Source organism: Micromonospora sp. CV4, assembly GCF_003667455.1.
Classification (GTDB): Bacteria; Actinomycetota; Actinomycetes; order Mycobacteriales; family Micromonosporaceae; genus Micromonospora.
Map to the genome: position 1 here is coordinate 18993 of NZ_RCVI01000342.1, position 22040 is coordinate 41032.

Below are 22040 nucleotides of genomic sequence, written 5' to 3' on the forward strand. Positions count from 1 at the left end.
GTGGGCGCGGTTGCTCCCGCCGGTATGGGTGGTGGACGAGCGGTGGAGAGGTCAGGTGGCGCCGGTCGAGGCACGGACGGTGAAGGTGGTGGGAATGACGGTCGGAGTGTCCGGTAGCGGCGTGCCGGCGAGGTGGGCGATGAGGGTGCGGGCGGCGGCCGCCCCCATCTCCCACAACGGCTGGCGGACCGAGCTCAGCGGTGGGTGGGTGTGCCCGGCCAGGGGCAGGTCGTCGAAGCCGACCACCGCCACGTCGTCCGGGACCCGCCGGCCGGCGTCGCGCAGCGCCTGGAGCGCCCCGGCGGCGGAGAGGTCGTTGTGCGCGAAGACGGCGTCGAACGGCACGCCGCCGGCGAGCAGGCGTTCCACCGCGACCCGCCCGCACTCGAAGGTGAAGTCGCCCTCCACGACGAGGGCGGGGTCGATGGGCAGGCCGGCGTCGGCGTAGCCGTCCGCAAAGCCGGCCAGCCGCTCCCGGGTGCAGCCGAAGCGGCTCAGGCCGGTGACGACCAGCGGCCGCTTCCGCCCGTGCGCCAGCAGGTGCGCCGCCGCGGCTCGCGCGCCGGACTCGTTGGTGGTGCGCACCGACGGGAAGCCGGGCTGGTGGCCGCGGTCGTCGATGAGGATGACCGGCAGGCCGCGCTCGTGCAGCTCGGTGATGTAGTCGAGGGTGCCCTCCGGCTCGACCACGAGCAGGCCGTCGAAGGACTTCGCGGAGACCTGGGAGGCGAACCGCCGCATCGACTCGTCGCCGTGGGTGCAGGTGAACAGCAGCATGCCGTACCCCTCCGCCTCGACCACGTCGGCCGCGCCCTGGAGCACCTCGCCCATCCAGGGCCAGGTCAGGGCGGGCACCAGCATGCCGACCACCCGGGTACTCCCGCGGGCCAGCCCGACCGCGCGGGCGCTCGGCACGTACCCGAGGGCGTCGATGACCGCGCGGACCCGGTCGGCGGTGCGGACGCCCACCTCGCCCTTGCCGTTGAGCACCCGGGAGACCGTCGTCTTGCTCACCCCCGCGCGGGCGGCCACGTCGGCGATGGTGATCGGCACGTCACGCTCCCGGGTCGAAGGGGTGAGGGCGTTGATTCGGAACCGGTTGCGGAAGCGGTTCCGTCGCAGTCAACCGAAGTGGCAGCGGTCACGTCAATAACGGCCGGGTAACGAAACATGGCTAAGTTCGACACCTGAAAAAAGTGCCCGTGGACAGCGCGGCCGATCCAGGGTGTGGCCAGCGTCGATGCGAGGAAGCCGGGTCGTCCGCGGGGCGTGCCGGCGCCTACCGTGATCCGATGACCGAACCGGCCGGCCTGGACCGGCTCGCCGCCTTCGCCGCTGCCTGACGTCCGCCAGGCGGCTCAGGCGGGCCGGGTGCGGGCGTAGACGTCGCCCGAGTTGGCCTCGTGGGGCAGCGCCCGCAGGTACGCCGCCACCTCGCCCGCCGGCCGCCAGCCGTCGAGGGCGAACGCCATCTCGTCGCCGAGCGCCACGGTGAACCTGGTGAAGCCCAGCCGGGTGAGCCGGTCCAGGCAGTGCGCGGCCAGGTCCCGTTCGATGGTGGTGAACTCGAAGGACAGCGCCGGCAGGGGGCGGCTCAACCCGGCCAGCACGGCGTCCTCGAATCCCTCCACGTCGATCTTCACGAAGCCCGGCACGCCGTGCGCCGCGACCAGGGTGTCGAGTGTGGTTCCGGCCACCTCGATCTCGACGTCCCAGATCTCGTCCTCCCAGCCGCCGGCCCCCTCGGCAGCCCGCAGGAAACCCGCCGACGCCGTGGAGATCGTCGGGTTCGCCGAGTTGACGTGCAGCCGCACCGGCCCGGTGCACGCACCGCACGCCGCCTCCACCACGGTCACCCGGTCGTCGTCCGCGTAGAGGGCGCGCAGGGCCCGGGTGCAGAGCGGTTGCGGCTCGACGGCCACCACGCGGGCGCCCAGCCGCCGGAAGCTGCCGAGCCGGTCGCCCACGTGCGCGCCGACGTCGAAGACCAGGTCTCCTGGGCGGATCAGGGGCGCGTAGAACGCGTCCATGGCCGCCTCGCGGGCCGGGTCGCCGTAGTACGCCTCCAGGGAGCGGCGCAACCCGGACAGGGTCGGGTCCGCCTTGAGTGCTTCCACCGCGCTGAGGTCATCGACCACTGGTCTGACCGTAGTCGCGTCCGGAGCAACGCGAGGGTGATTCGCGTCCATTGCCCGGGCACCCCCGGATACCCAGCCTCCTGGGCGGCGTAGGCGGGGACCGTAGCCATCGTCTGGCGACAGCTCGGGTCGACGTCCTCCTCACGGAGGCGGCGGTCGACCAGCAGGTGTGACCGTTTGTTGGTGCGGGCCGAAGGGTAGTTGGGTGTCTATGACCACGCCTGAGCAGAGTCAGCAGGAGAGAGCCCTCGAGACCGGCGAGGTGTATCAGGACGCCGAGGGACGCCGAACGACCGACCCGGGCTCCGGGGCGGCGCACGCCGACAGTGAAGCCGACCGCAACGCGGAGCACTTGAAGCGGGGCGAGGTTGGGCCGCGCGTCCCGGAGGAGTAGCCCGGTCCGCTCTCCCAAGGGCGAGTACCGGCATCCGGTGCTCGAATTGCTGTCGAGGCCGCGCAGGTCTTCTTTCTGAAGGCCCCCTCGCCCCCCCAACCGGCGTCACGTGTGGTCACGGCCGGCAGTTTGCCGCCGGGGCGTAACGGCTGCCGTTCTACGGCAATCCTCTCCGAATCGGCCTCGGTTGCGGGCAGGATGAGATGGATTCGCCAGCGACACGGTGAGCGGGGGTCGGCCGTGAACGACGGATTGGTGACCAGGCGGAGCGCCTACGATGTCGGAGAGACGATCTCTGCGCTACGGGCTGAGGCGGAACGCATGGGCGCTGCGGTGGCGGCCGTGGTCGACCATGCGGCGGCCGCTCGCAAGGCCGGGCTGAGTATGCCCGACACACAGGTAATCATCTTCGGGAACCCGCAGGCGGGCACTCCGCTCATGCAGGCCCGTCCCGAGATCGCCATCGACCTGCCAATGCGACTCATGGTGCGGGACGACGGCCAGCCCGGCTCGCTGGTGACCTGGCAGGACCCCGCGTACCTCGCTCAGCGGTACGGACTGGGCGAGGATCAGCTCGCACCCCTGAACGCCCCGGCCAAGATCGTCTCTGCGGTCGACGGCCGCTGAGCACGGCGCGACTCGGCCGCCCAAACAGCCCGCAAGAGGCCACCCTGGCACCGCTCGTCGCTGGCGACGGTGAGCGTCGGCAGTGTGGGCCCAAGCCCCGAGCAGGAGAGGTGCCGATGGCCTCCGTCCGTGTCCCGCCGACCGTCTTCGGCATCCCGTTCGGGCTGGCCGGCCTGGCGGGCAGCTGGGGCGTCGCGGCGGGCAAAGGCAACGCGCCGACCTGGGTCGGCGACGCCCTGCTCGCGCTCGCGGCGGTGGTCTGGCTGGCCGCCACGGCGGGCTACGTGGCCTACACCCTGTCGGTCCGCCGCGCGCTCGTTGCCGACCTGCTCGATCCGGCGCTCGCCCCATTCGCCTCGCTCGCGGTGATCACGCCGATGCCGCTTGCCGCCCAGGGCCTCGCGCCGCACCACCTCGGTGCCGCCCGAATCGTCGTCGACGTGTTCCTGGTCCTCACCGTGCTGTTCGGTGCTTGGATAACCGGCCAATGGATCTACGGCCCGCTCGACCTCGACCGCGTACACCCCGGCTATTTCCTGCCCACCGTGGCCGGTGGACTCGTCGCCTCCGCCAGCGCCGCCGCCGTCGGGCAGCGCCTGCTCTCGCTGCTCATGCTGGGACTCGGGCTCGTCTGCTGGCTCGTCATCGGCTCGCTGACGCTCCACCGGCTGTTCTTCCGGCCGCCGCTGCCCCCAGCGCTGATTCCGACGCTGGCTATCGAGGTGGCGCCCCCTGCGCTGGCCGCCGTGGCGCTGTTTGCTCTCAATGGTGCGCGGACCGACCTTGTCGTCTCTCTGGTTACCGGTTATGGGCTGTTGATGGTCCTCACGCAGGTCCGGCTCCTCCCCGCGTACCTGAGCTTGTCGTTCGTCCCCACGTTCTGGGCGTTCACGTTCCCCTTCGCGGCGGTGGCGACGACCACGTTGCACTGGATCGCCGACACCCGGCCGTCCGGGCACCGGGTCTACGCGTACCTGGTGCTGGCCGCGATCACCGTGTTGATCGGCGGCATCGCCGTCCGGACGGTTGTCGCCGCGGCCCGCGGGCAACTGCTGCCACCGGCTCCGGCACCCACTCGACCGGCCCGCTGAACACCGGTGCGCCGGGCCGGGTCAGCAACCCCGGTCCAGCCGTTCCAGTGCCGCGGCAGCGACCAGGCCGTACGCAGGGGCGTTCCGTTGGTGGAATCTCCCGCAAGGTCCCGTCGGCTCGCGCGCCCGCCGCGGACGTCAGTCGGAATGGCAGACTCGCCGACATCGCCCGCACCTTGACCCAAACCGGCAAGATCGCCTGACGTGCGAAACCCGGACACCCTCGCCGCAGCGACCGGCGACCACTGTGGCGTCGGGCCCGACAACAGCGTCGACTTCCGTTCGGTACAGCTGTGGGCAACAGGGTGACGCGCTCCCTCTGACGGGGGAGTGCAGACCTTCAACGGTCCAGTTGTATGGGAGTGGAGGGACAGCCCGGTGTAAGTGGGAATCGTCGAGTAGGTCGGTGTGGACATGGTCGAGTGGTATGCGCGGATCGAAGTGGGTGGTGACGTCATCCGGATCTCGGAACCGCACGTCAACGAGCTGGTGTCGGCGAACTTCTGGTGGTTGCGCGGCGACGATCGTGACGTCGTGGTCGACGCCGGGCTCGGTGTCGTCGCGTTGCGGGAGGCGATTCCGGGCCTGTTCGAGCGGGATCGATGGTCCTGCTCACCCACGCGCATCTGGATCATGTCGGCGGGGCGCCGGAGTTCGGTGACCGGGCCGCCCATCGCGCCGAGGCGGGGCTCCTGGCGGCGGGGATACCGTCGAGCCTGTACGGCGCGGAGCTTTACGACAAACTCGGGATCGACGCGGCGGGTGAACCCGTCCCGGAGCTCCTGATCGACGTCCTGCCCGGTCCCGGCTACGACCCGGCCACCTACCGCGTCGAACCGATGACCCTGAACCGCTTGCTCGACGACGGCGACCGGATCGACCTGGGCGGGCGAGTACTGACTGTGCTGCACCTTCCCGGCCACACCCCGGGAAGCGTCGCCGTGCTGGAGGAGCGCACCGGGACCCTATATTCCGGTGACGTCATCTACGAGGGTGCCTTGATCGACAACCTGCCGAACTCCGACGTGGCCGCCTACCGGCGAAGCATGGAGTTTCTCGCAGACCTCGACGTGTCCGTCGTCCATCCCGGCCATGGGCAGAGCTTCGACAGGACGCGCCTTCGCCAGTTGGCCGAGAACTACCTGCGCGGGAAAGCCTAGGTTGGGTCGGGTTCGAGGGTCAGCCCGGCGCGGGCGAGGAAGCCGTCGACCGAAGTGGGACGTGAACGGCCATGCGCTGAGACCATCGCTGTGGCCAGAGGTAGCCGGGGGGCACCGGCTGTCGATCTGACGATGGGGCGGACTCGACCACCCTCTCGCGGACCTTCATGCCGGCGGCACATGCGTCGTCTGCGACCTCAGTCTGTGCCGGTCAGGTGTTTTTGGCAGATCCCCCGGAATCAATCATCTGCTCACCGGCGCGGATCACGGCGAGCGGGCGGCGCAGTACTGTGACGTCGCTCGTCGGGTCGCCGTTCACGACCAGTAGGTCGGCGTCGAATCCGGGGCGGACGCGGCCCTTGCTCCGCCCGAGGCCACACACCTCGGCGGCGACCGAGGTGGCCGCGGCGAGGGCGGCGGTGGCGGGGATGCCGCACACGACGTACTCGACGAGTGTCTCCGGCAGGATCCCGTGCGGTTTCGCCGGGCCGAGGCCCGCGTCCGAGCCGGCCACCAGGCGGACCCCAGCCCGGTGCAGGGTGGTGAGGCCGTCGCGCAGCGCGGCCTCGCTGAGCCCGAGCCGCGCCGCCATCGCCACCACCTCCGGTGGCGTGACCACGGCCGGGTCGGTGCCGAGCGTGGCGCAGACCGCCACCCCGGACGTGGCCAGGCGGTCCGCGAGCCCGTCGGGGACGTGGGCGCCGGTCGCGGTCACACACGTGCAGTGTTCGATGCCGTCGACACCGACGCGCAGCGCCTGCTCGACCGCGCTGAGCGCGTGCGCGTGTGCGGTCACCGGCAGGCCCAGGTCGTGCGCCCGGGTCAGCGCGGCGGCCAGCTCCTGGTCGGTGAACTGAGGCCGGGTGGTGTCGGTGCCGGGAGTGAACACCCCACCGCTTGCCATGACTTTCACGAGGTCAGCGCCGGTCTCCGTTCTCAGCCGCACGGCCTCGCGGATCCCGTCGACGCCGCTCGCCTCGCCTCCCATCGACCAGCAGTGCCCGCCGACGCTGGTGACCGGCGCGCCCGACCCCACCACCGTCGGCAGATCGTCGCGCACCTCCCGGTCCCGCCACCGGAGCACGGCGCCGCGCCGGTCGCCCAGGTCCCGAACCGTCGTGACGCCGGCCGCCACGTGCGAGCGCAGTGACGCCTCGATGACCGCGTCGAGGTCCGGCTCGGGACGCTCGGCGAGCCGGCCGAGAGCGTCGGGTCCAGCATCGGCGCACAGGTGCACATGCGCATCGATCAAGCCGGGTAACACGGTGCCGTCCGGCTCCTCGCGCACCGGCCAGCCCTCCGGCACCTCGGCCCGACCCCGGTGCACGTCGGCGATGCGCCCGTCGACCAGCAGGACCAGCACTCCGCCGTCCACCAGCTGCTCGCCGTCGAACATCCGCGCCGCCCGCACAGCCTGCTTCGTCATCGATCCTCCCCGCCAAGTTGAACCGTTTCGGCCAGACCCTCAGCTGACGGCGCTCCGCGAACACGGGCTCTGGCCAGCCTGACGTACGACGTGGAAGCCTCCGGCAGTCCGACGCCCCAGAGTGTTTGGCCCCCTGTTTCCAGCCGCAACGGCAGGAACGGGGCCACCGGGGCCGATGTGGACGGCGGCGCCATCAATGGCTCGCTCGGTGCAGCGCGCACTCGGGTCTGGTCCGGCTGAGGTACGAGGTGGCGGCGACCAGCAGGCCCAGACCCCACAGGGTGTAGGCCGGTAGCACGATCACCAGGAACCAGGCTGCCCCGTCCATGTTGTTGCCGGTGGCCCAGGCGGTCATGCCGCCGATGCCGAAGTATGTGGTGAGGCCGGCGCCGACGAAGAACCCGGGGCCCGCCACCAGCCAACGCGGCACCTTTCGGCCGGCGAACGCCGGCACCCACCTCTTCCCGACGGCGGCCGTGTCCACGATGGTGCCGGCGGCGGGGGTCTCCATGTTGCTCCGCTCGATCGGTCTCAGGACGGGGCCGGCTCTGGCGAGCCGCTCGCCAGTTGGTCATCGCGGGGGGCTGACGCGGTGCGGTGTTGCCCACCACGCGAGCCCGATGTTCAAGGAGATGTGCGCCGGTCTCGTTGTCGGAAGGCGGGTGCGGATGACCGGACTGCGAATCCACCGCGCGGCGCGCTCGCCGACTGTATGAACCAATGCTCTGCGGCGACGGACAACACCTCGTCCCCGTCGGAGGGGAATGCACTCCCTCGTGGGAGGGAGTCGCCGTCGCGGCCCCTGATCCGCATTCGGCCGCCCGTCGAGCGACGGGCGGCCGAATCTCGGTGGTGCGCGTCAGCTGCCGGCCGGAGCCGGGGAGGTGGGGATCGCGGCGGGACGCCGCCGTCGCGACACCGCGCCCGCCACGACGTCGATGACGAGGAAGGCCAGCAGGGTGAGGCCGAACAGCGGCAGTGCCCAACCGACCGCCGCAATCACCGGCACGCCGATCAGCAGCGCCCAGAGCGGCAGGCCACGCACGCCGCCGCGGGCTGGCGGGGTGCCGGCGAGCGCGCGCCGGTCGACGCGGGTCGGCCGGCGCTGCCACCACATCCGGTAGCCCCAGACGATGACGCTGAGCAGGCCGAGGGCCAGCGCGGCGAGCAGGATCTGGTTGATCGGGCCGAAGAGCAGACCCATGTGGGCCTGGATGCCGAGGCCGCTGAGTTTCGCCAGCAGGGGCCAGTCCGCGAAGTCGCTGCGGGCGGTTACCTGTCCCGCGGCCGGGTCGACGGCGACGCGGTCCTTGGCGACCGGCCAGGTGTTGTCGACCTGCGTGACGGTCCAGGCGGAGCCCGGCTCCGCCGCCGGGGCGATCTCGACCGGGCCGGAGAGACCGGCCGCCCGGGCGGCCGTCGACACGCGGTCGAAGGCTGCCGACTCGACCACCCCGCCCGCTCCGGTGGCACCGTGCTCGTGGCCGCCGCCGGTCTCGGTCGGGGCGGCGGGATCGGCGGTGAGGGTGGTGGAGATCTCCGGTGCCCGGGCCTGTAGCGCGTCGAGGCCTGCTCCGAAGTTCGCCCCGGCGTAGCGGGACCAGGTCAGCCCGGTGGCGGAGAGGAAGAGCAGGCCGACGGTGAGCCAGATACCGGTGGTGGCGTGCCAACCTCGGGTGCGGCGAACGCCCTTGCCTGCGGACAGGTCCGGCACGAGCAGGTGCCGGGCGGTGGCGCGGGAGGCGCTGCGGCGGCGCCACCAGAGGATGACTCCACCGAGCGCGATTACCCAGAGCCAGCTCGCGGCCAGTTCGGAGTAGTGCCGGCCCACCACGCCCAGGTGCAGGTTGCGGTGCAGGTCGTCCAGCCAGGTGGTGGCCGGTGTGGAGCCGAACCAGGTGGTCAGTTGGCCCTTGACCTCAGCGGTGTACGGGTCGACGTAGACGGTGTGCTGCTTCTCGCCGAGCTCCGGCAGGGAGAACGTCACCCGGGTGCTCTGGTCGCCGTCGCCGGGCTGCACCGTGGCGATGCCGCCGTCGGGGTGCGCGTTCCGCGCGGCTCCGATCTGGTCGGCCAGCGGCAGAGGACGTTCACCCGCCTGGGCGACGGTCAGCTGGTCGCCGTAGAGGATCTTGTCCAGTTGCGGAGTCGTGGTGTAGGCCAGCCCGGTCAGTGCGGCGACCACAAGGAACGGCGCGACGAGGATCCCGGCGTAGAAGTGCAGCCGGAGCAGCAGGGCGCCGAACGGTGTCGTGCGCCGGGTGGGTCGGGCCGGTGTTGTTTCGGCGGTTGTGGAGGATTCCGGCGTCGGCGCGCCGGACAACTCGGTGAAAGACATATTCTTCCGATCGGAATTGGCGAGAAGCACCCAGGGGGTGTCCTCCTGTTGGCATGGTCGCCCGGTGGTTCGTCGCGTCAGCTCCGGCCCTGGTGAGGTAGTCGGGAAAAGAGCCCCGGCGGTTCCCAGGAATTTGGCAGACCAGGATCGGGGCCGTGGGTCAGTGCGTGTCGGGCCCGGCCTTGCTCCGCGGATCACTGTCGCCCCGCCCCGCCTCGGCGAGGAACGCGTTGTAGCGGGCGAGGTCGTCCACCTCGCCGGCGGCGTCGGCCCGGTCGGCGGCCCGGTCGAGACGGGCCTGTTCGCGCTGGTCGACGCGGATCCACTGGCGAATCAGGACGATCATGACGACGACGGCGGGTAGCTCTCCGAACGCCCAGGCGATGCCGGCGCCGAGCTTCTGGTCAGTGAGCAGCGACGACGCCCAGCCGGGGTGGACGGCGATGTACCAGTCGGGGGCGATGACGGTGGTGGTCTGCATGAGGACCAGGCCGAAGAAGCCGTGCGCCATCATCGACGCCAGGTGAATGACCACCAGTAGGGGATGGGGAAGGCGTCGGCGGCCCGGGTCGACGCCGATGAGGACCCAGAACAGCAGATAACCGGCGACCACGAAGTGGGTGAGCATCGCCAGGTGACCGAGATGGGAACGCATCAGCACACCGAGCAGGTCGCTGAAGTACAGGCCGAACAGGCTGGCGGTGTAGATGCCGAGCGCGACGAGCGGGTGCGTGAGCAGCTTGGTGATCGGGCTGTGCACGCCGATCAGCAGCCATTCCCGGGCGCCGCGTACCTGCGGGTCGGCCGGTCGGCGCAGGGCGCGTAGGGCGAGGGTGACCGGCGCGCCGCCGACCAGCAGGATCGGCACCAGCATCGACAGCACCATGTGCTGTGCCATGTGGGCGCTGAACAGCACGTAGGCGTAGCGCGCGACGCCGAGGTTGGTGCTGGCGGCGAGCAGCAGCATCCCACCCACCCAGCTCGCCGTGCGGGCGATCGGCCAGCCGTGCCCACCGGCGTGCATCCGTCGCACACCGGCCAGGTACCCGCCGATACCGACGGCGCAGAGGGTCAGGAAGAACATGTCCGGCAGCGGTTGTCCGAGCAGGTTGCCCGCGGTTGGCGCGCTGGGCATCGGGAAGCCGAGCAGCTCGGTGATCGGGTCGGCGTCGATGCCGGAGACCGGGACGGGCGTGGGGCTGCGCGACAGCGCCACCGCCAGGCCCACGGTCGCGGCGAACACGGTCAGCTCCCCGGCGGCCAGTCGGCCGAACGCCCAGGGCTTCCCGGCGCGCAGTGCCGGCAGGGTACGGGAGCGGTGTGCCGCGCCGAGCACGCCGAGGACCAGCAGTGCGGCGAGCTTGCCGAGGACCAACCAGCCGTAGCGGGACAGCCAGAGCTGGTCGATCGCACCGAGACGGACGGCCGCATTGGCCAGCCCGCTCACCGTCACGGCGACGAAACAGCCCAGGGCGAGGCGGCTGTACCGGACGGCGGCCTCGGCCAGCAGGCGGGTGCGCCGCACCATCAGCAGGGCGACGAGCCCACCGATCCACACCGCGGCGGCGAGGACGTGCAGGGCCAGGCTGGTGACGGCGATCTGGTGATTGCCGGCCCCGGCGGAGTGGCCGGTGAAGGCCGGGGGCAGCACCGCGACCAGAGCCAGGATCGTGACCGTCGCGGCGAGCCCTCGGGACACCCCGGCGCGAGCCAGCAGGGCCACGGTCAGGGCCAGCCCGGCCTGCAGCATGAGCGACTGCCCCTGCGAGATCGTGGTGGCGAAGCTGACGACCGTCGCGGGCTTGAGCGTCTCCAGCGGTTGGCCGAGGAGGTCCGAGACCGTCAGCACCATCAGCGACAGCGCCACCGCCGCCCAGCCGAGTGCGGCGGCGCTCGCGCGCCGTAGGAGCAGGTAGCCGTGGGGAGAGACGGTTCGTCCGTCGCCGGGCAGCAGGAATGCGGCGGTCACCAGCATGCCGACGGTGACGGTGGCGAGGCCGTCGGAGATGAGCCGGACCACCGGCAGCGCCCAGGTCGTGGCTGGTCCCGCGTCGGGCAGGCCCGGAATCGCGGCAGTGAGAGCACCTCCGACCCGCAGGCCGAGCAGCAGCAGAGCGACTCCCGAGGCGCAGATGGCGACGATGGTCAACCAGCCGAACGCAGCAGATCCTGCGCGTTGAGCGTAGGACCGGGACCGGCCGGTGGACATGGGGGCCGGCTCCGCTGGCGCCGCGACGTTGGTCTGGGCGTTACCAGGATCGTCGGCGGCGAGCTGCCGGGAATCTGTGTCGGACACGTGTTGACCTTGACCTGTGAAGTGATGAAGTGACGCGACCGCGGTCGAGCGGTCTGGTCAGCGACGGGTGGCCCGCCGCCAGAGCAGCCCCGCGCCCACCAGGACGAGGACGACCAGCGCGGCACCAGCGACGAGGACGCCTTCGTTCGGCCCACGGTCGTCCTTCACCGACGCGACGGCGGACGGCGCGTCCGTCGGCGTGCTGACGATCGGCGCGGCGCTGGAATTGGGGTCGGCCACCGTGAACGGGTACGACCCCTGGACCGGGTGACCGTCGGTGGAGACGACACGGTAGGCGACGGTGTAGGTGCCGTTGGGCAGCGCCTCGGTCACCTGGACCGAACCCCTCGCCCCGCTGACCACCGGGTCGCCCGTGGGGACCTTCCGCTTGGCGGCGTCGGTGAGCACGATGGTGGTGAACGTCGGGTCGAGCCGCTCAGCGAATTCGAGCACGATCTCAGTCGGCGCGCTGGACACGGTCGACTCCTGGACCGGCGCCGCGGACCGAAGCGTGTTGTGCGCCCACGCCGGGCTGGCCGTGACGAGCAGCGCCACGACGACGGCGAGCACCGCCGCGCCGAGCCGGACGACGATGGGACGGGACGACGGTACGGTCATGACGAAACTCCGGTTGGCGTGGTCACCCGAGCACCTGCTCGCCGACCCATCCTCCTGGTTGACAACCGGGAGGAATGGCGAATACGGCGGACCCGATCGGCGTGGTCCACTCGTTGAGCAGGTCCCGCTCGGCCAGCCGTTGCTGGATGGGCAGGTACTGCCGGGCGATGTCGGCCTGGTAGGACGTGAAGATCAAGCCGCTGTCCGCATGACCCTCCGCGGTCGGTACACCGTCGTAGTTGTAGGGCCGGCGCAGGATCTTGAACCGGTCGTCGGTGACGTGTGCGCGGGTCATATGAGAGAAGTCGGGGATGACGGTAAGTCCGTCCGGGCCGGTGGCGGCGAAGTCGGGTTCGTCATGTTCGGCGATGCCGGTGAGGGGTGCGCCGCTGTCGAGGCGTCGACCGACAGCGAGTTCGCGGTCGGTCCGGCCGAGCAGGTCCCAGGTCTCCAGGTTCATGCTGAGCCGCCGGAGCACCAGGGTGGTGCTGTCGCGCAGCCATGCCGGGCCGTCGGCCACGAAGACGGCCGAATCCATCGGCGCCCCCGGCCGGGGATTGGCGGTGCCGTCGAGCTGACCGAAGAGGTTGCGCTGCGTGTGGCCGCCCGGCTCGACGCCGGGACTGCGGCGGAAGCCTTGCTGGACCCACCGGACGGTGGCGAAGGGCCGGCTGTCCTTGATCAGGACTCGTTGGGCGTGTGCCACGGTGATCGCGTCGTCCGCGCAGATCTGCAGCAGCAGGTCGCCGCCGGACCAGGCCGGTTGGAGCCGGTCGATGCGGAACTGGGGCAGGTCGGCGACCGATGCGGGCCGCCGGTCGTCGACGCCGGCGGCACGGTAGAGGCCGGGCCCGAAGCCGAAGGTCACGGTCAGCCGTGCGGGCAGCAGGCCGAGTTCGGCCTCGGTGTCGGCCAGGGCGGGGCGGCCCTGGGTGAGACGGGCCGCGTCGTCGGTGAGCAGCCGCAGCATTCGACCCAGCGCGGCTCGGTCGGTGCCGGCCCGCAGGGTGAGGGCCACGAACGACGCGTGCGCCTGCGGTTCGGTGACGACGCCGGCCTGCCGGGCGCCGTGGAACGGCTCGACCAGGCCACCGACGTTCGCCACCGGCATCGTGTCGGCGGCGGCGGCCGGCGGTTGCCCGCTCCCGCCGGTACGAGTCGCGGCGATCGCGGCAGCGCCGGCCAGTGCACCTCCGGCGGCCAGTGCCCCGCCGGTGAGCAGACCACGCCTGCTCACCGGGCGGGCAGTTGGCGTGTCGGTCACGATGCCGGGCTCATGCTCATCTCCGGCGTGGCGCTCATGCTGGGCATGGGCTCGCCGTGCCCGGGGGCGTAGGTCTCCTGGGCACCGGTGAACGGCTTGGCGACCGCGGTGAACTGCTGGGTCTTGCCGTCGGCGAAGGTGAGGGTAAAGGTCAACTCGTCGCCTGCCCGCACGGGCTGCTTGACATCCATCAGCATCAGGTGGTCGCCACCGGGCTCCAGCGGGTGCGTGCCCTTGGCCTTGATCAGGATGCCACCCTGCTTCTGCTGCATGACCATCTTGCCGTCCTTCATGGCCATCTCGTGCAGCTCCATCGACGACACGGAGGTCGTGGCACTGGTCACCGTGACATCGGTGTCGCTGTCATTGACCAGGGTGCCGAAGGCCGCCGTCATCCCCTTGTCGGCCGCCTTCACCCACGGGTCGCGAATCGTGACCACGCCAGCAGGGGTACTCGCCGACACTGACGGGCTCGGCTGCGCGGCCGACGACGAGTCGGACGAGCCGCACCCGGCGACGCCGACCGCGACGAGCGCAGCGGCGGTGGCGAGGACAACGGCCGAGCGTCGGCGCGATCCGAAGGGACTGGTGGTGCGCATGAATTCTTCCTCCGATGGTTGCTGCTGCTTCGTTGGTCGGTCGACGCAGCGCGAAAGTTCCGGGGCGGTCGGTAATTGCCGTCGCGCGCTCGGGGTCGATGCGACGACGAGCTGGCGGAGAAGCGGGGCCTTCCAGGCGGTCAGGCTGGTGACCGGTCGCGGGCCCGTGCCGTGCCCGGGTGGGGTGGTGCCAGTCGCAGCCTCGGCCGGGTGGCCTGCGGCTCGTCGCCGGCGGCGAGGCGCCAGGCGGGGCGGTCTGTCCGGTCCTGCGGCGGAGGGCCGTCAAGGGCCGCCTCGTCTGCGACAACGCGACGACGATCAGGTAACCGGCGAGCAGGAAGCCGTGGCTGACCAGGCGGGTGGGTTCCGCTTCACGGCCAGATTCGCGGCGTCCGCTCAGGGCAGATTGATCGTGTACTCGGCGGTGTGCACCTTTCCGCTCACCTGGAAGTCGAAGAACGCTCGGTACCGGCCTGAACTCGGTGCCGTCAGCCAGAACTGGACCGCCCCGTCGACAAGTTCCTGTTCGGGGTGGACGTGCACGTAGCCGAGGTCGCCCTCGCGGACGACGACCAGGTGCCCGTACGTGCCCAGGTACCGCTCGAGCTGGGCGGGCGTGGTCGTGTCGGCGCTCTTGACCTGGAACCGCATCGGCGCCGTCACTCCCACGGCCGGGGTGCCGTTCATCGACACCGCGTACGGCCCGGCCGTCGCCTGTGCCTGCGCCGGCGGGAGGGCGGTGGGGGTGTGCGCGCCGGGCACGGTGTGGTCGACGCCCAGCACGAGGGGTGTCTGCGTACCGTTGGTCGTGGTGACGGAGAAGTCGGCGTAGACGCGGTAGCCGCCCGGTCGGGCCAGCGTCAGCGGGACGCTCCAGGTGCCGTCGGGTGCCATCGTCGGATGCAGATGCTGGTAGCCGGTCAGGTCGCGTCCTATCACGATCATGTGCAACGGCTTGTCGTGCACGACCGCGAACTGTGTCGCGGCCTGCCGGTCGGTGCCGACGATCCGGAAACGGTAGTCGGCGCGTACGCCCGCCGGTTGAGACCGCTCCAGCGGTTGCAGGGTGTACCCACCGGCGCCGATCGTCGTCCCGGTCGCCAGCGTCTCGCCCGTCGTGCCGTCGCCCGGATGGGTGTGTGGGCCGATGCCCGGCGCATGCTGATGCCCGTCGCCCGCGGACACCGCCTGCCCTGAGGCCGGCGAACCGCCACCTGGCTGCCGCGCGTTGTTGGCGGCCGGGCTCGGGTCGGCGGCGCCGATGCGGCCCAACCCGAATCCAGCGAGCAGGGCCAGCACCAGCCCACCGACGAGCAGCGCCAGGTGTCTGTTGCTCAGCCGGGATCCCGGTGCCATGGCGGCGACGTCCACGTCGGACGCCGATGCCGGGTTGACGAGCCCAGGCGGCGACTCGGCGTCCGTCCTGGCGAGGGCCCTTGCCTCCCGATCGGTCGGAACCAGATCGACCGCGACGCCCGTCCGGGCCACGACAGTCGTGTTGCCCTTGCGCGCCGCCGGCACGGTGCCGGGTCGCCGCCTGCTGCCGGCGGCGGGCGCACCAGCGCCGGTGGCCGCACCGGTCCTGCCGCCGACGGTCTTGTTTCCGGAACGGCCACCGGAACTGCGTCGGCCGGAGGTCGCCGGCGATGTGCGGCTCCGGCCGGTGGGCCTTTCCCTGGAAGCCGGGCGGCGACGCCAAACGACGAAGGCGGCCACCACTGCCACGGCGGCCACCGCCCAGCCGGCCCAGGTGATCGCTCCGGGGCCGTCTTCGTCAGTCGACTCGACCGGGGGAGCCGCCGCCGGTTCGGTCGCCGACCCGGCCGGTGTGGTCGGTACCGCCGACGCTTGCCCGGACGCCTTGTGCTGCTCGGTGGCGGCCAACAGCGCCGGGTCCGGCTGGTTCGTCGGCGGGCTCCACCCCTGCGGCGCAGCAGTCGTGCGCCCGCTGTAGCGGAAGGTCATCGTGCCTCGGACCGTGTCGCCGTCCGAGGCGACCGACAGGTAGCTCACCGAGTACTGACCCGTCGCGGGCAGATGCGCGAGGGCCACCACCGCCGGGAACCCTGTCGTGTACTCGCGTGGCTCGAACTGCCCGTTGACCAGGAAATACTCCCGCACCGGCTTGTCCAGCGGCTTCGGCTCCCCGTACGTCCAGCCGTTGTCGATCCGGCTGCCACCCGGGGCGGTGATCGTGAAGTACGCGTTGGCGGCGACCTTCTCGGTGAAGTACAGCCGCACCGACGTCAACGGCTCGCGCACCGTCGCGGCGGCGGCAGGGGTCGACATGGCGAGAGTCCCGTGGGCTGCGGCCGGCTGACCGGACGCGAGCAGTGCGACCGCCGAGGCGAGGGCGAGCGCGAGCAGGCCCGAAACCACCCGGCCAGGAGCCTGAGGGAGATGACGCATCTGAATATCCTCGCCGTGCCGAGGCTTTTTGCAATAGGGCGCGATCTTTTTCCTCAGATTGCAAAAGTTGGAGGTGCGCCGACGGTGCTGCGCCGCAACGAGTTCCGCGGCGGTATCTCGTGGCCGGTTGTCGTCGCCTGGTCCCAGCCCGGCGATGCTCAGTGCGAGTTCAGGGAGCCCGCGCCGTCATGCGACACCTGGCTCGATCGGTTGGAACAGAAGATGGATGGCACCGTCGAGGTCCAGGCGCTGAATGTTGATGCCGTACACCGGTTCGAGGACGGCGGGGTCCAACACCTCGTCGACGGTGCCTGCGGTGACAACCCCCTCTTGCCCCAGCAGCACCAGGTCGTCGCAGTATCGGGCGGCGAGGTTGAGATCGTGCAGGACCACGATGGAGCAGGTGCCCAGGTTCCGGACCAGCTGAAGGATCTCGTGCTGATAGCGGATGTCGAGGTGGTTGGTGGGCTCGTCGAGGAGCAGGTGGGTGGCCTGCTGGGCAAGGGCACGGGCGATGAGCACACGTTGACGCTCACCTCCGGAGAGGCGGGCGAAGGCCCGGGTCGCGAGGTGCGCGGCGCCGACCCGGGTAAGGCAGCGGGCGGCGATCTCGTGGTCGGCCTTACCGGTGCGTTGGAACGTTGACAGGTGTGGCCCGCGGCCCAGGAGCACCAACTCCGCGACCGTCAGCGCCGTCTCACCGCCGGTCTCCTGGACGACGACCGCGAGCCGCCGGGCGGTTTCCCGTGGGGCAAGGGTGCCCAGGTTGTCGCCGTCGACCAGTACCTGCCCGGCGCCGCTGCGCAGGGCGCCGTAGAGAAGCCGCAGCAGGGTGGTCTTGCCGCTGCCGTTCGGGCCGATCAGGCCGAGCACCCGGCCGGGCCTGGCGGTCACGCTCACCCCGTCGATGACGGGGTTCGTGCCGTACCGCCAGGAGACCCCGGTCGCCTCGATCACGCGGGCGCCTTGAAACGCTGCACGATCCGCTCGAGGCCGTCGATCGACAGCGGGGTCGGCGGCTCGGTGAAGTTGAACAGCTGGGTCATGACGTTCCCGGTACGGACCGCGTTGAGCTTCTCGGCGCCGGGGAGACCGGTCAGGGCCTGCTCGACGGCCTTGGGGTCGCCGTCGTTGTAGAGCAGGATCAGCACGTCAGGGTTGCGGCCGAGCAGTTCTTCGACGGTGACCTCGAAGACGCGCTCCTTGACGTCGCCGAAGACGTTGCGGAAACCGGCCGCCTCCAGCTGCGGCTGGGCCATGCTGGTGGTGCCGTAGGCGTAGGTGGTACCGCCGCCGACGGTGGGGTAGAGCACCGCCGCGGTACGTCCGGACGCGGAGCCGACCTCGGCCTTGACCTTGGTCATCCGCTCCTTCAGCGCGGTGACCGCCGTCGCCGCCTCGGCCTCGCGGCCGAACACCTTGCCGTAGGTCTGCATCTGGGAGTAGATGTCGTCGAAGGTCGGCACGGTGGTGCTGTCGGGGCACATCGCGGGTTCCTCGAGCAGGGGGATACCCACGGCGGAGAGGGTGTCACGGGACAGATTGTTGGCCTCGCCGAGGACCAGGTCCGGTTGCTGGCTGATCACCACCTCTTTGGAGATCTGCAGGTGTCCGCTGGTGTCGGTCTTCTCGGTCAGCAGCGGGACCTTGTCCAGTTCGGCCAGGGTCGCGGCGTCGTAGTACTCCTTCGGGTACTGCCCGGCCCGGGCGGTGACCCGGTCCATGACACCGAGGGAGTGCAGGTACGGGACGGCGGCGCTCTTGAGTAGGACGACCCGCTTCGGCGCGCTGGTGAAGGTGACCTTCGCGCCGCAGTTGGTGAGGGTGACCGGGCTGCCCTGGCCTGCCGTTGTGGGCTCGTCACCGGCGCCGCCGCATCCAGCGGCGAGCAGCACGAGAGCGGCGGTGGCGGCGGTGACGGCGAGACGCCGTGTCTTCATTCGGTTTCTCCTTGAGACGGGCCGGGTTCAGGCGCCGGAGGCGTGTAGACGGCGGATCAGGATCAGCAGGAAGGGAGCGCCGAGCAGCGAGGTGATGATCCCGATCGGGATCTCCTGGGGGGCCAGCAGGACCCGAGCGAGCACGTCGGCCCAGACCAGGAGGACGGCCCCGAGGATGGCGGCCACCGGCACGACACGTACGTGTGGCGCCCCGACGAGGCGGCGGGCCAGGTGCGGGACGACAAGCCCGACGAAGCCGATGCTGCCGGCGGCGGACACCAGCACGCCGACGCTGAGCGAGACCACGACGAGCAGGCCCATCCGGAATCGGGCGGGTGACACACCCAGGGTCTGCGCGGTCTCGTCGCCGATGGCCAGCGCGTCGAGCCGTCGCCCGACGATGGTCAGGTAGAGGACTGTGCCGCCCAGCACGATCGCGGCTATCAGCAGCAGGGCGTTCCATCGGGCCAGTCCCAGCGACCCGAGGAGCCAGAACATCACCGAGCGGGCCCCCTCGGCCGATCCGGACGCGAAGATCAGAAAGCTGGTGGTGGCGTACAGCGCGTATCCGACCGCGACCCCGGACAGCAGCAACCGCAGCGAGGTCAACCGGCCGCCGCTGCGGGCGATCAGGAAGACCAGCAGTGACGCCGCGAGCGCGCCGGCGAAGGCGCTGGTGGACAGGGCGTACTGGCCGAACCCGGCGCCGGCGCCGAACAGGATGGCCGCTGCGGCGCCGCTGGAGGCGCCGGAGTTGATGCCGAGCAGGTACGGGTCGGCCAGCACGTTTCGTACCATCGCCTGCAGCGCCACCCCGCAGACCGCGAGCCCGGCGCCGACGAGCATGCCCAGCAGCACGCGTGGCAGCCGGACCTGCCAGACGATCGCCTCCTGCGGCGGCGTCCAGGTCACGTCGCCGGGTACGCCGAGCAGTTGGTGCCCGATGATCCGGGCCACGGTCAGCGGGGGGATCCCGATCGCACCGGACCCGACCGCGACCACGCCGGTCAGGATCAGCCCGGCCGTCAGCGCGAGCAGCCAGATCGCCGTCCGACGCCGTTGCGCCGCGACGCCGAGTAGGCCCTCCGATTCCTGCGACAGGCTGGTGGCCATCGCCGTACTCCCTATTGCCGGTATATGGCTTCTGCCAAAGCTTGGCAATAAGCTAACAGCAAGATCAATCGGGTGGAAGTCGGTGAGCCGCTGGTCACAGCGGAGTTCCGGCCTGCACGCCGCCGAGCGTCGAGGCTGCGGGCGTACGCGCCGACCCGGCACGTCGATGACGGCCCGCAGCCCATCTGGTGACGCGGCGACGGGGGCGCTGAGTTTTTCCGATCTTGTACCCATCCGTCTGCGGGTCGGGCTCGAATGCCTCATGTCAGCAGCACTCGAGTACAGACATCTGAGGAGTTCGTATGAAGCGGCGCCTGTTTGCCACGGTCGGCGTAATCACCGTGCTGGCCCTGTCCGCCTGCGGGGGCACCGACAGCGAGAACACGGCCGGCGGTGCGAGTGCCCCGCCGAGCATGTCGGCGAGCGCGCCGATGGTCTCGGCGTCGCCGTCGATGATGGCGGGGCAGTTCGGCTCGGGCTGTGCGTCGGTGCCGACGGACCCGGCGAACCCGGGCAGTTTCGAGGCGATGGCGAAGGTGCCGGTGGCCACCGCCGCGTCCGGTAACCCGCTGCTCTCAACGCTGGTGACGGCCGTGAAGAAGGCCAACCTGGTGGACTCCCTCAACGGCGCGCAGGGCGTGACGGTGTTCGCGCCCACCAACGAGGCGTTCGCCAAGATTCCGAAGGCCGACCTGGACAAGGTCCTGGCCGACGACGCGATGCTGAAGAAGGTCCTGACCTACCACGTGGTGACGACCCAGCTGTCCCCGGACACCCTGGCCGGCACCCACAAGACGCTGCAGGGCGACGACGTCACGGTGACCGGCAGCGGCACGTCGTTCACCGTCGATGGCACCTCGATGGTGGTCTGTGGGAACGTCTCGACCGCCAACGCCACCGTGTACATCGTCGACACCGTTCTGATGCCCAAGAGCTGATGGTGTCCACCGACATCGAGCCCCGGCCGGCGACGCGCCGGCCGGGGTGGTCCCGGAGCATCACCGCCACCCGTGGCCTGGTCGTCGGCGTGCTGACCGCCGGGGTCGCCCTCGGCGTGGCGCATCTCGTCGCGGCGTTGGTCAATCCCGCCGCCGACCCGGTGCTGGCAGTCGGCAGTGTGGCTATCGACCTGGCACCGCAACCGCTCAAGGCGTTCGCCATCCGCACCTTCGGCGCCAACGACAAGATCGCCCTTCTTGGCGGCGTCTACACCCTCCTGACCCTGGCTGCTGTGCTTCTCGGCGCAGGGGCGGTGCGGCGGCGTCGCTACGGCGCGGCCGGTCTCGCCGCGTTCGCCGGTCTCGGTGTTGTCGCCGTCCTGTCCCGCCCGATCACGACGCCGGTGGACCTCCTGCCGGTACTGGCGGGTGCCGGCATCGGGATGGCCGCGATGCTGGTGTTGGTGAGCGCCGCCCGCACGGTCACGGCCAGCGCGTCGAGCCGGCCGCGGCTGCTCAACCGTCGCCAGTTCCTCGCCACGACGGCAGGGGCAGCGCTCATCGCCGGCGCCACGGCAACCATCGGCCAGGCTGTCGGTCGCCGCAGCGCGGTGGGTGCCCGTTCCCGCGCAGCCGTTCGCCTACCGCCGCCGGCGCGTCCCGCACCGCCGCTACCCGCCGGTGTGTCCGCCGGGGTGGACGGGGTCTCGGCGTTCCGCACCCCCAACCGGGACTTCTACCGTGTCGACACCGCCCTCACCGTCCCGCAGGTCGACCTGGAGACCTGGCGGCTGACCCTGGACGGGGCGGTTGACCGGCCCCGCACCTGGACATTCGACGACCTCCTCGCCCGCGGTCTCGTGGAGCGCGACATCACCCTCAATTGCGTGTCCAACGAGGTCGGCGGCCCCTACGTCGGCACCGCTCGCTGGAGCGGGGTTCCCCTGGCGCCGCTGCTCCGCGAGGCGGGTATCCGCCCCGGGCAGAACCAGCTCGTCAGTCGCTCAGTGGAGGGCATGACCATCGGCACGCCACTCGAGGCGATCCTGGACGGCCGCGACGCGCTCCTGGCCGTGGCCATGAACGGTGAACCCCTGCCCCTGGAACACGGCTTTCCCGTCCGCATGCTCGTACCCGGCCTCTACGGATACGTCGGCGCCTGCAAATGGCTCACCTCCATGAAGGTGACCACGTTCGACGCGTTCGACCCCTACTGGGTACAGCGAGGGTGGGCCGCCGACGCACCCGTCAAGACCGCATCCCGCATCGACACCCCGAAACCCTTCGCCCAACGGCGGGCCGGCCCCGTCATGCTCGCCGGTGTCGCCTGGGCGCAACGTCGCGGGATCACCGCCGTCGAGGTGCAGATCGACGACGGGCCGTGGCGGCAGGCCCGCCTCGCCGACGGCCCGTCACCGGACCTGTGGCGGCAGTGGACCTACCGTTGGGACGCGCCTGTCGGCAGTCACACCCTGCGCGTCCGGGCAACCGACGGCACCGGCGCCACCCAGACCGGGCAACGGGCCACACCCTTTCCTGACGGCGCGACCGGCTGGCACAGCACCACCGTCACCATCACCTGATCCGGCGCCCTCGGCTCATGCCGGTCAGCGGGCTGCTCACGACCGCACCAGATGAATGGCTTGCCGCCCGGACCGGAAAGGAACTCTGTCCAGCACCCATCCGGTG

At 71.0% G+C, this 22040-nt stretch carries 18 protein-coding genes; 5 read left to right on the top strand and 13 right to left on the bottom strand.

Translation table 11 applies throughout. The annotated features are described in order from the left end of the window. Nucleotides 1-51: 51 nt before the first annotated feature. Both EAD98_RS23890 and EAD98_RS23895 read right to left on the bottom strand, forming a co-directional pair. A complete protein-coding gene (locus tag EAD98_RS23890; RefSeq protein ID WP_121656237.1) occupies nt 52-1053 on the bottom strand; it encodes a LacI family DNA-binding transcriptional regulator in 1002 nt (333 codons plus the stop codon). Between the two features lie 305 nt (nt 1054-1358). Further along, the gene (locus EAD98_RS23895) at nt 1359-2189 is read right to left on the bottom strand and encodes an FkbM family methyltransferase (protein WP_233583947.1); all 831 of its coding nucleotides are present in this window, start codon (nt 2187-2189) and stop codon (nt 1359-1361) included. Nucleotides 2190-2772: 583 nt separating this feature from the next. On the opposite strand from EAD98_RS23895, the gene EAD98_RS23905 reads away from it, so the two are divergent. From EAD98_RS23905 to EAD98_RS23915, 3 genes are all read left to right on the top strand, one after another. Further along, nucleotides 2773-3159 carry a DUF302 domain-containing protein gene (locus EAD98_RS23905; RefSeq protein ID WP_158609837.1) on the top strand — a complete coding sequence of 129 codons (387 nt, stop codon included), beginning with the start codon at nt 2773-2775 and terminating at the stop codon, nt 3157-3159. 116 nt (nt 3160-3275) lie between these two features. Then, nucleotides 3276-4250, top strand: a complete 975-nt coding sequence (locus EAD98_RS23910; RefSeq protein WP_121656241.1) for a TDT family transporter — start codon at nt 3276-3278, stop codon at nt 4248-4250. Between the two features lie 602 nt (nt 4251-4852). Then, nucleotides 4853-5410: an MBL fold metallo-hydrolase gene (locus EAD98_RS23915; protein WP_199723521.1), complete on the top strand. Its 558-nt coding sequence runs from the start codon at nt 4853-4855 to the stop codon at nt 5408-5410. Nucleotides 5411-5621: 211 nt separating this feature from the next. Here EAD98_RS23915 and EAD98_RS23920 read toward each other — a convergent pair whose 3' ends face one another. The 11 genes from EAD98_RS23920 to EAD98_RS23970 form a co-directional block, all read right to left on the bottom strand. Then, nucleotides 5622-6836 (bottom strand): amidohydrolase family protein, encoded by a 1215-nt coding sequence (locus EAD98_RS23920; protein WP_121656242.1) that lies wholly within the window; start codon nt 6834-6836, stop codon nt 5622-5624. Between the two features lie 193 nt (nt 6837-7029). Next, complete coding sequence (locus EAD98_RS23925; RefSeq protein WP_121656243.1) at nt 7030-7347, bottom strand: hypothetical protein; 318 nt, start codon at nt 7345-7347, stop codon at nt 7030-7032. 348 nt (nt 7348-7695) lie between these two features. Next, nucleotides 7696-9174 carry a PepSY domain-containing protein gene (locus EAD98_RS23930; protein ID WP_121656244.1) on the bottom strand — a complete coding sequence of 493 codons (1479 nt, stop codon included), beginning with the start codon at nt 9172-9174 and terminating at the stop codon, nt 7696-7698. A gap of 160 nt (nt 9175-9334) precedes the next feature. Further along, the gene (locus tag EAD98_RS23935; RefSeq protein WP_233583948.1) at nt 9335-11470 is read right to left on the bottom strand and encodes a cytochrome c oxidase assembly protein; all 2136 of its coding nucleotides are present in this window, start codon (nt 11468-11470) and stop codon (nt 9335-9337) included. Nucleotides 11471-11527: 57 nt separating this feature from the next. Then, a complete protein-coding gene (locus EAD98_RS23940) occupies nt 11528-12088 on the bottom strand; it encodes a copper resistance CopC family protein (RefSeq protein ID WP_121656246.1) in 561 nt (186 codons plus the stop codon). Between the two features lie 22 nt (nt 12089-12110). Then, a complete protein-coding gene (locus EAD98_RS23945; protein ID WP_121656247.1) occupies nt 12111-13352 on the bottom strand; it encodes a Dyp-type peroxidase in 1242 nt (413 codons plus the stop codon). After that, on the bottom strand, nt 13349-13951 hold the full coding sequence (locus tag EAD98_RS23950; protein WP_121656248.1) for a copper chaperone PCu(A)C: 603 nt from the start codon (nt 13949-13951) through the stop codon (nt 13349-13351). The genes EAD98_RS23945 and EAD98_RS23950 overlap by 4 nt, the downstream gene beginning before the upstream one ends. A 396-nt stretch (nt 13952-14347) precedes the next feature. Continuing rightward, a complete protein-coding gene (locus tag EAD98_RS23955; protein WP_121656249.1) occupies nt 14348-16360 on the bottom strand; it encodes a copper resistance protein CopC in 2013 nt (670 codons plus the stop codon). 186 nt (nt 16361-16546) lie between these two features. Further along, nucleotides 16547-17317 carry an ABC transporter ATP-binding protein gene (locus tag EAD98_RS23960; RefSeq protein ID WP_121656250.1) on the bottom strand — a complete coding sequence of 257 codons (771 nt, stop codon included), beginning with the start codon at nt 17315-17317 and terminating at the stop codon, nt 16547-16549. Beyond that, nucleotides 17314-18300: an ABC transporter substrate-binding protein gene (locus EAD98_RS23965; protein WP_121656251.1), complete on the bottom strand. Its 987-nt coding sequence runs from the start codon at nt 18298-18300 to the stop codon at nt 17314-17316. Before EAD98_RS23965 ends, EAD98_RS23960 begins: the two co-directional genes overlap by 4 nt. Before the next feature lie 27 nt (nt 18301-18327). Further along, nucleotides 18328-19413 carry an iron ABC transporter permease gene (locus tag EAD98_RS23970; RefSeq protein WP_121656252.1) on the bottom strand — a complete coding sequence of 362 codons (1086 nt, stop codon included), beginning with the start codon at nt 19411-19413 and terminating at the stop codon, nt 18328-18330. A 302-nt stretch (nt 19414-19715) separates the two neighbouring features. Here EAD98_RS23970 and EAD98_RS23975 point away from each other — a divergent pair, with 302 nt between their 5' ends. Both EAD98_RS23975 and EAD98_RS23980 read left to right on the top strand, forming a co-directional pair. Further along, the gene (locus EAD98_RS23975) at nt 19716-20351 is read left to right on the top strand and encodes a fasciclin domain-containing protein (protein WP_121656253.1); all 636 of its coding nucleotides are present in this window, start codon (nt 19716-19718) and stop codon (nt 20349-20351) included. 77 nt (nt 20352-20428) lie between these two features. Further along, nucleotides 20429-21934, top strand: coding sequence for a molybdopterin-dependent oxidoreductase (locus tag EAD98_RS23980; RefSeq protein WP_233583956.1), 1506 nt, complete (start codon nt 20429-20431; stop codon nt 21932-21934). The last annotated feature ends 106 nt before the right edge of the window (nt 21935-22040 follow it).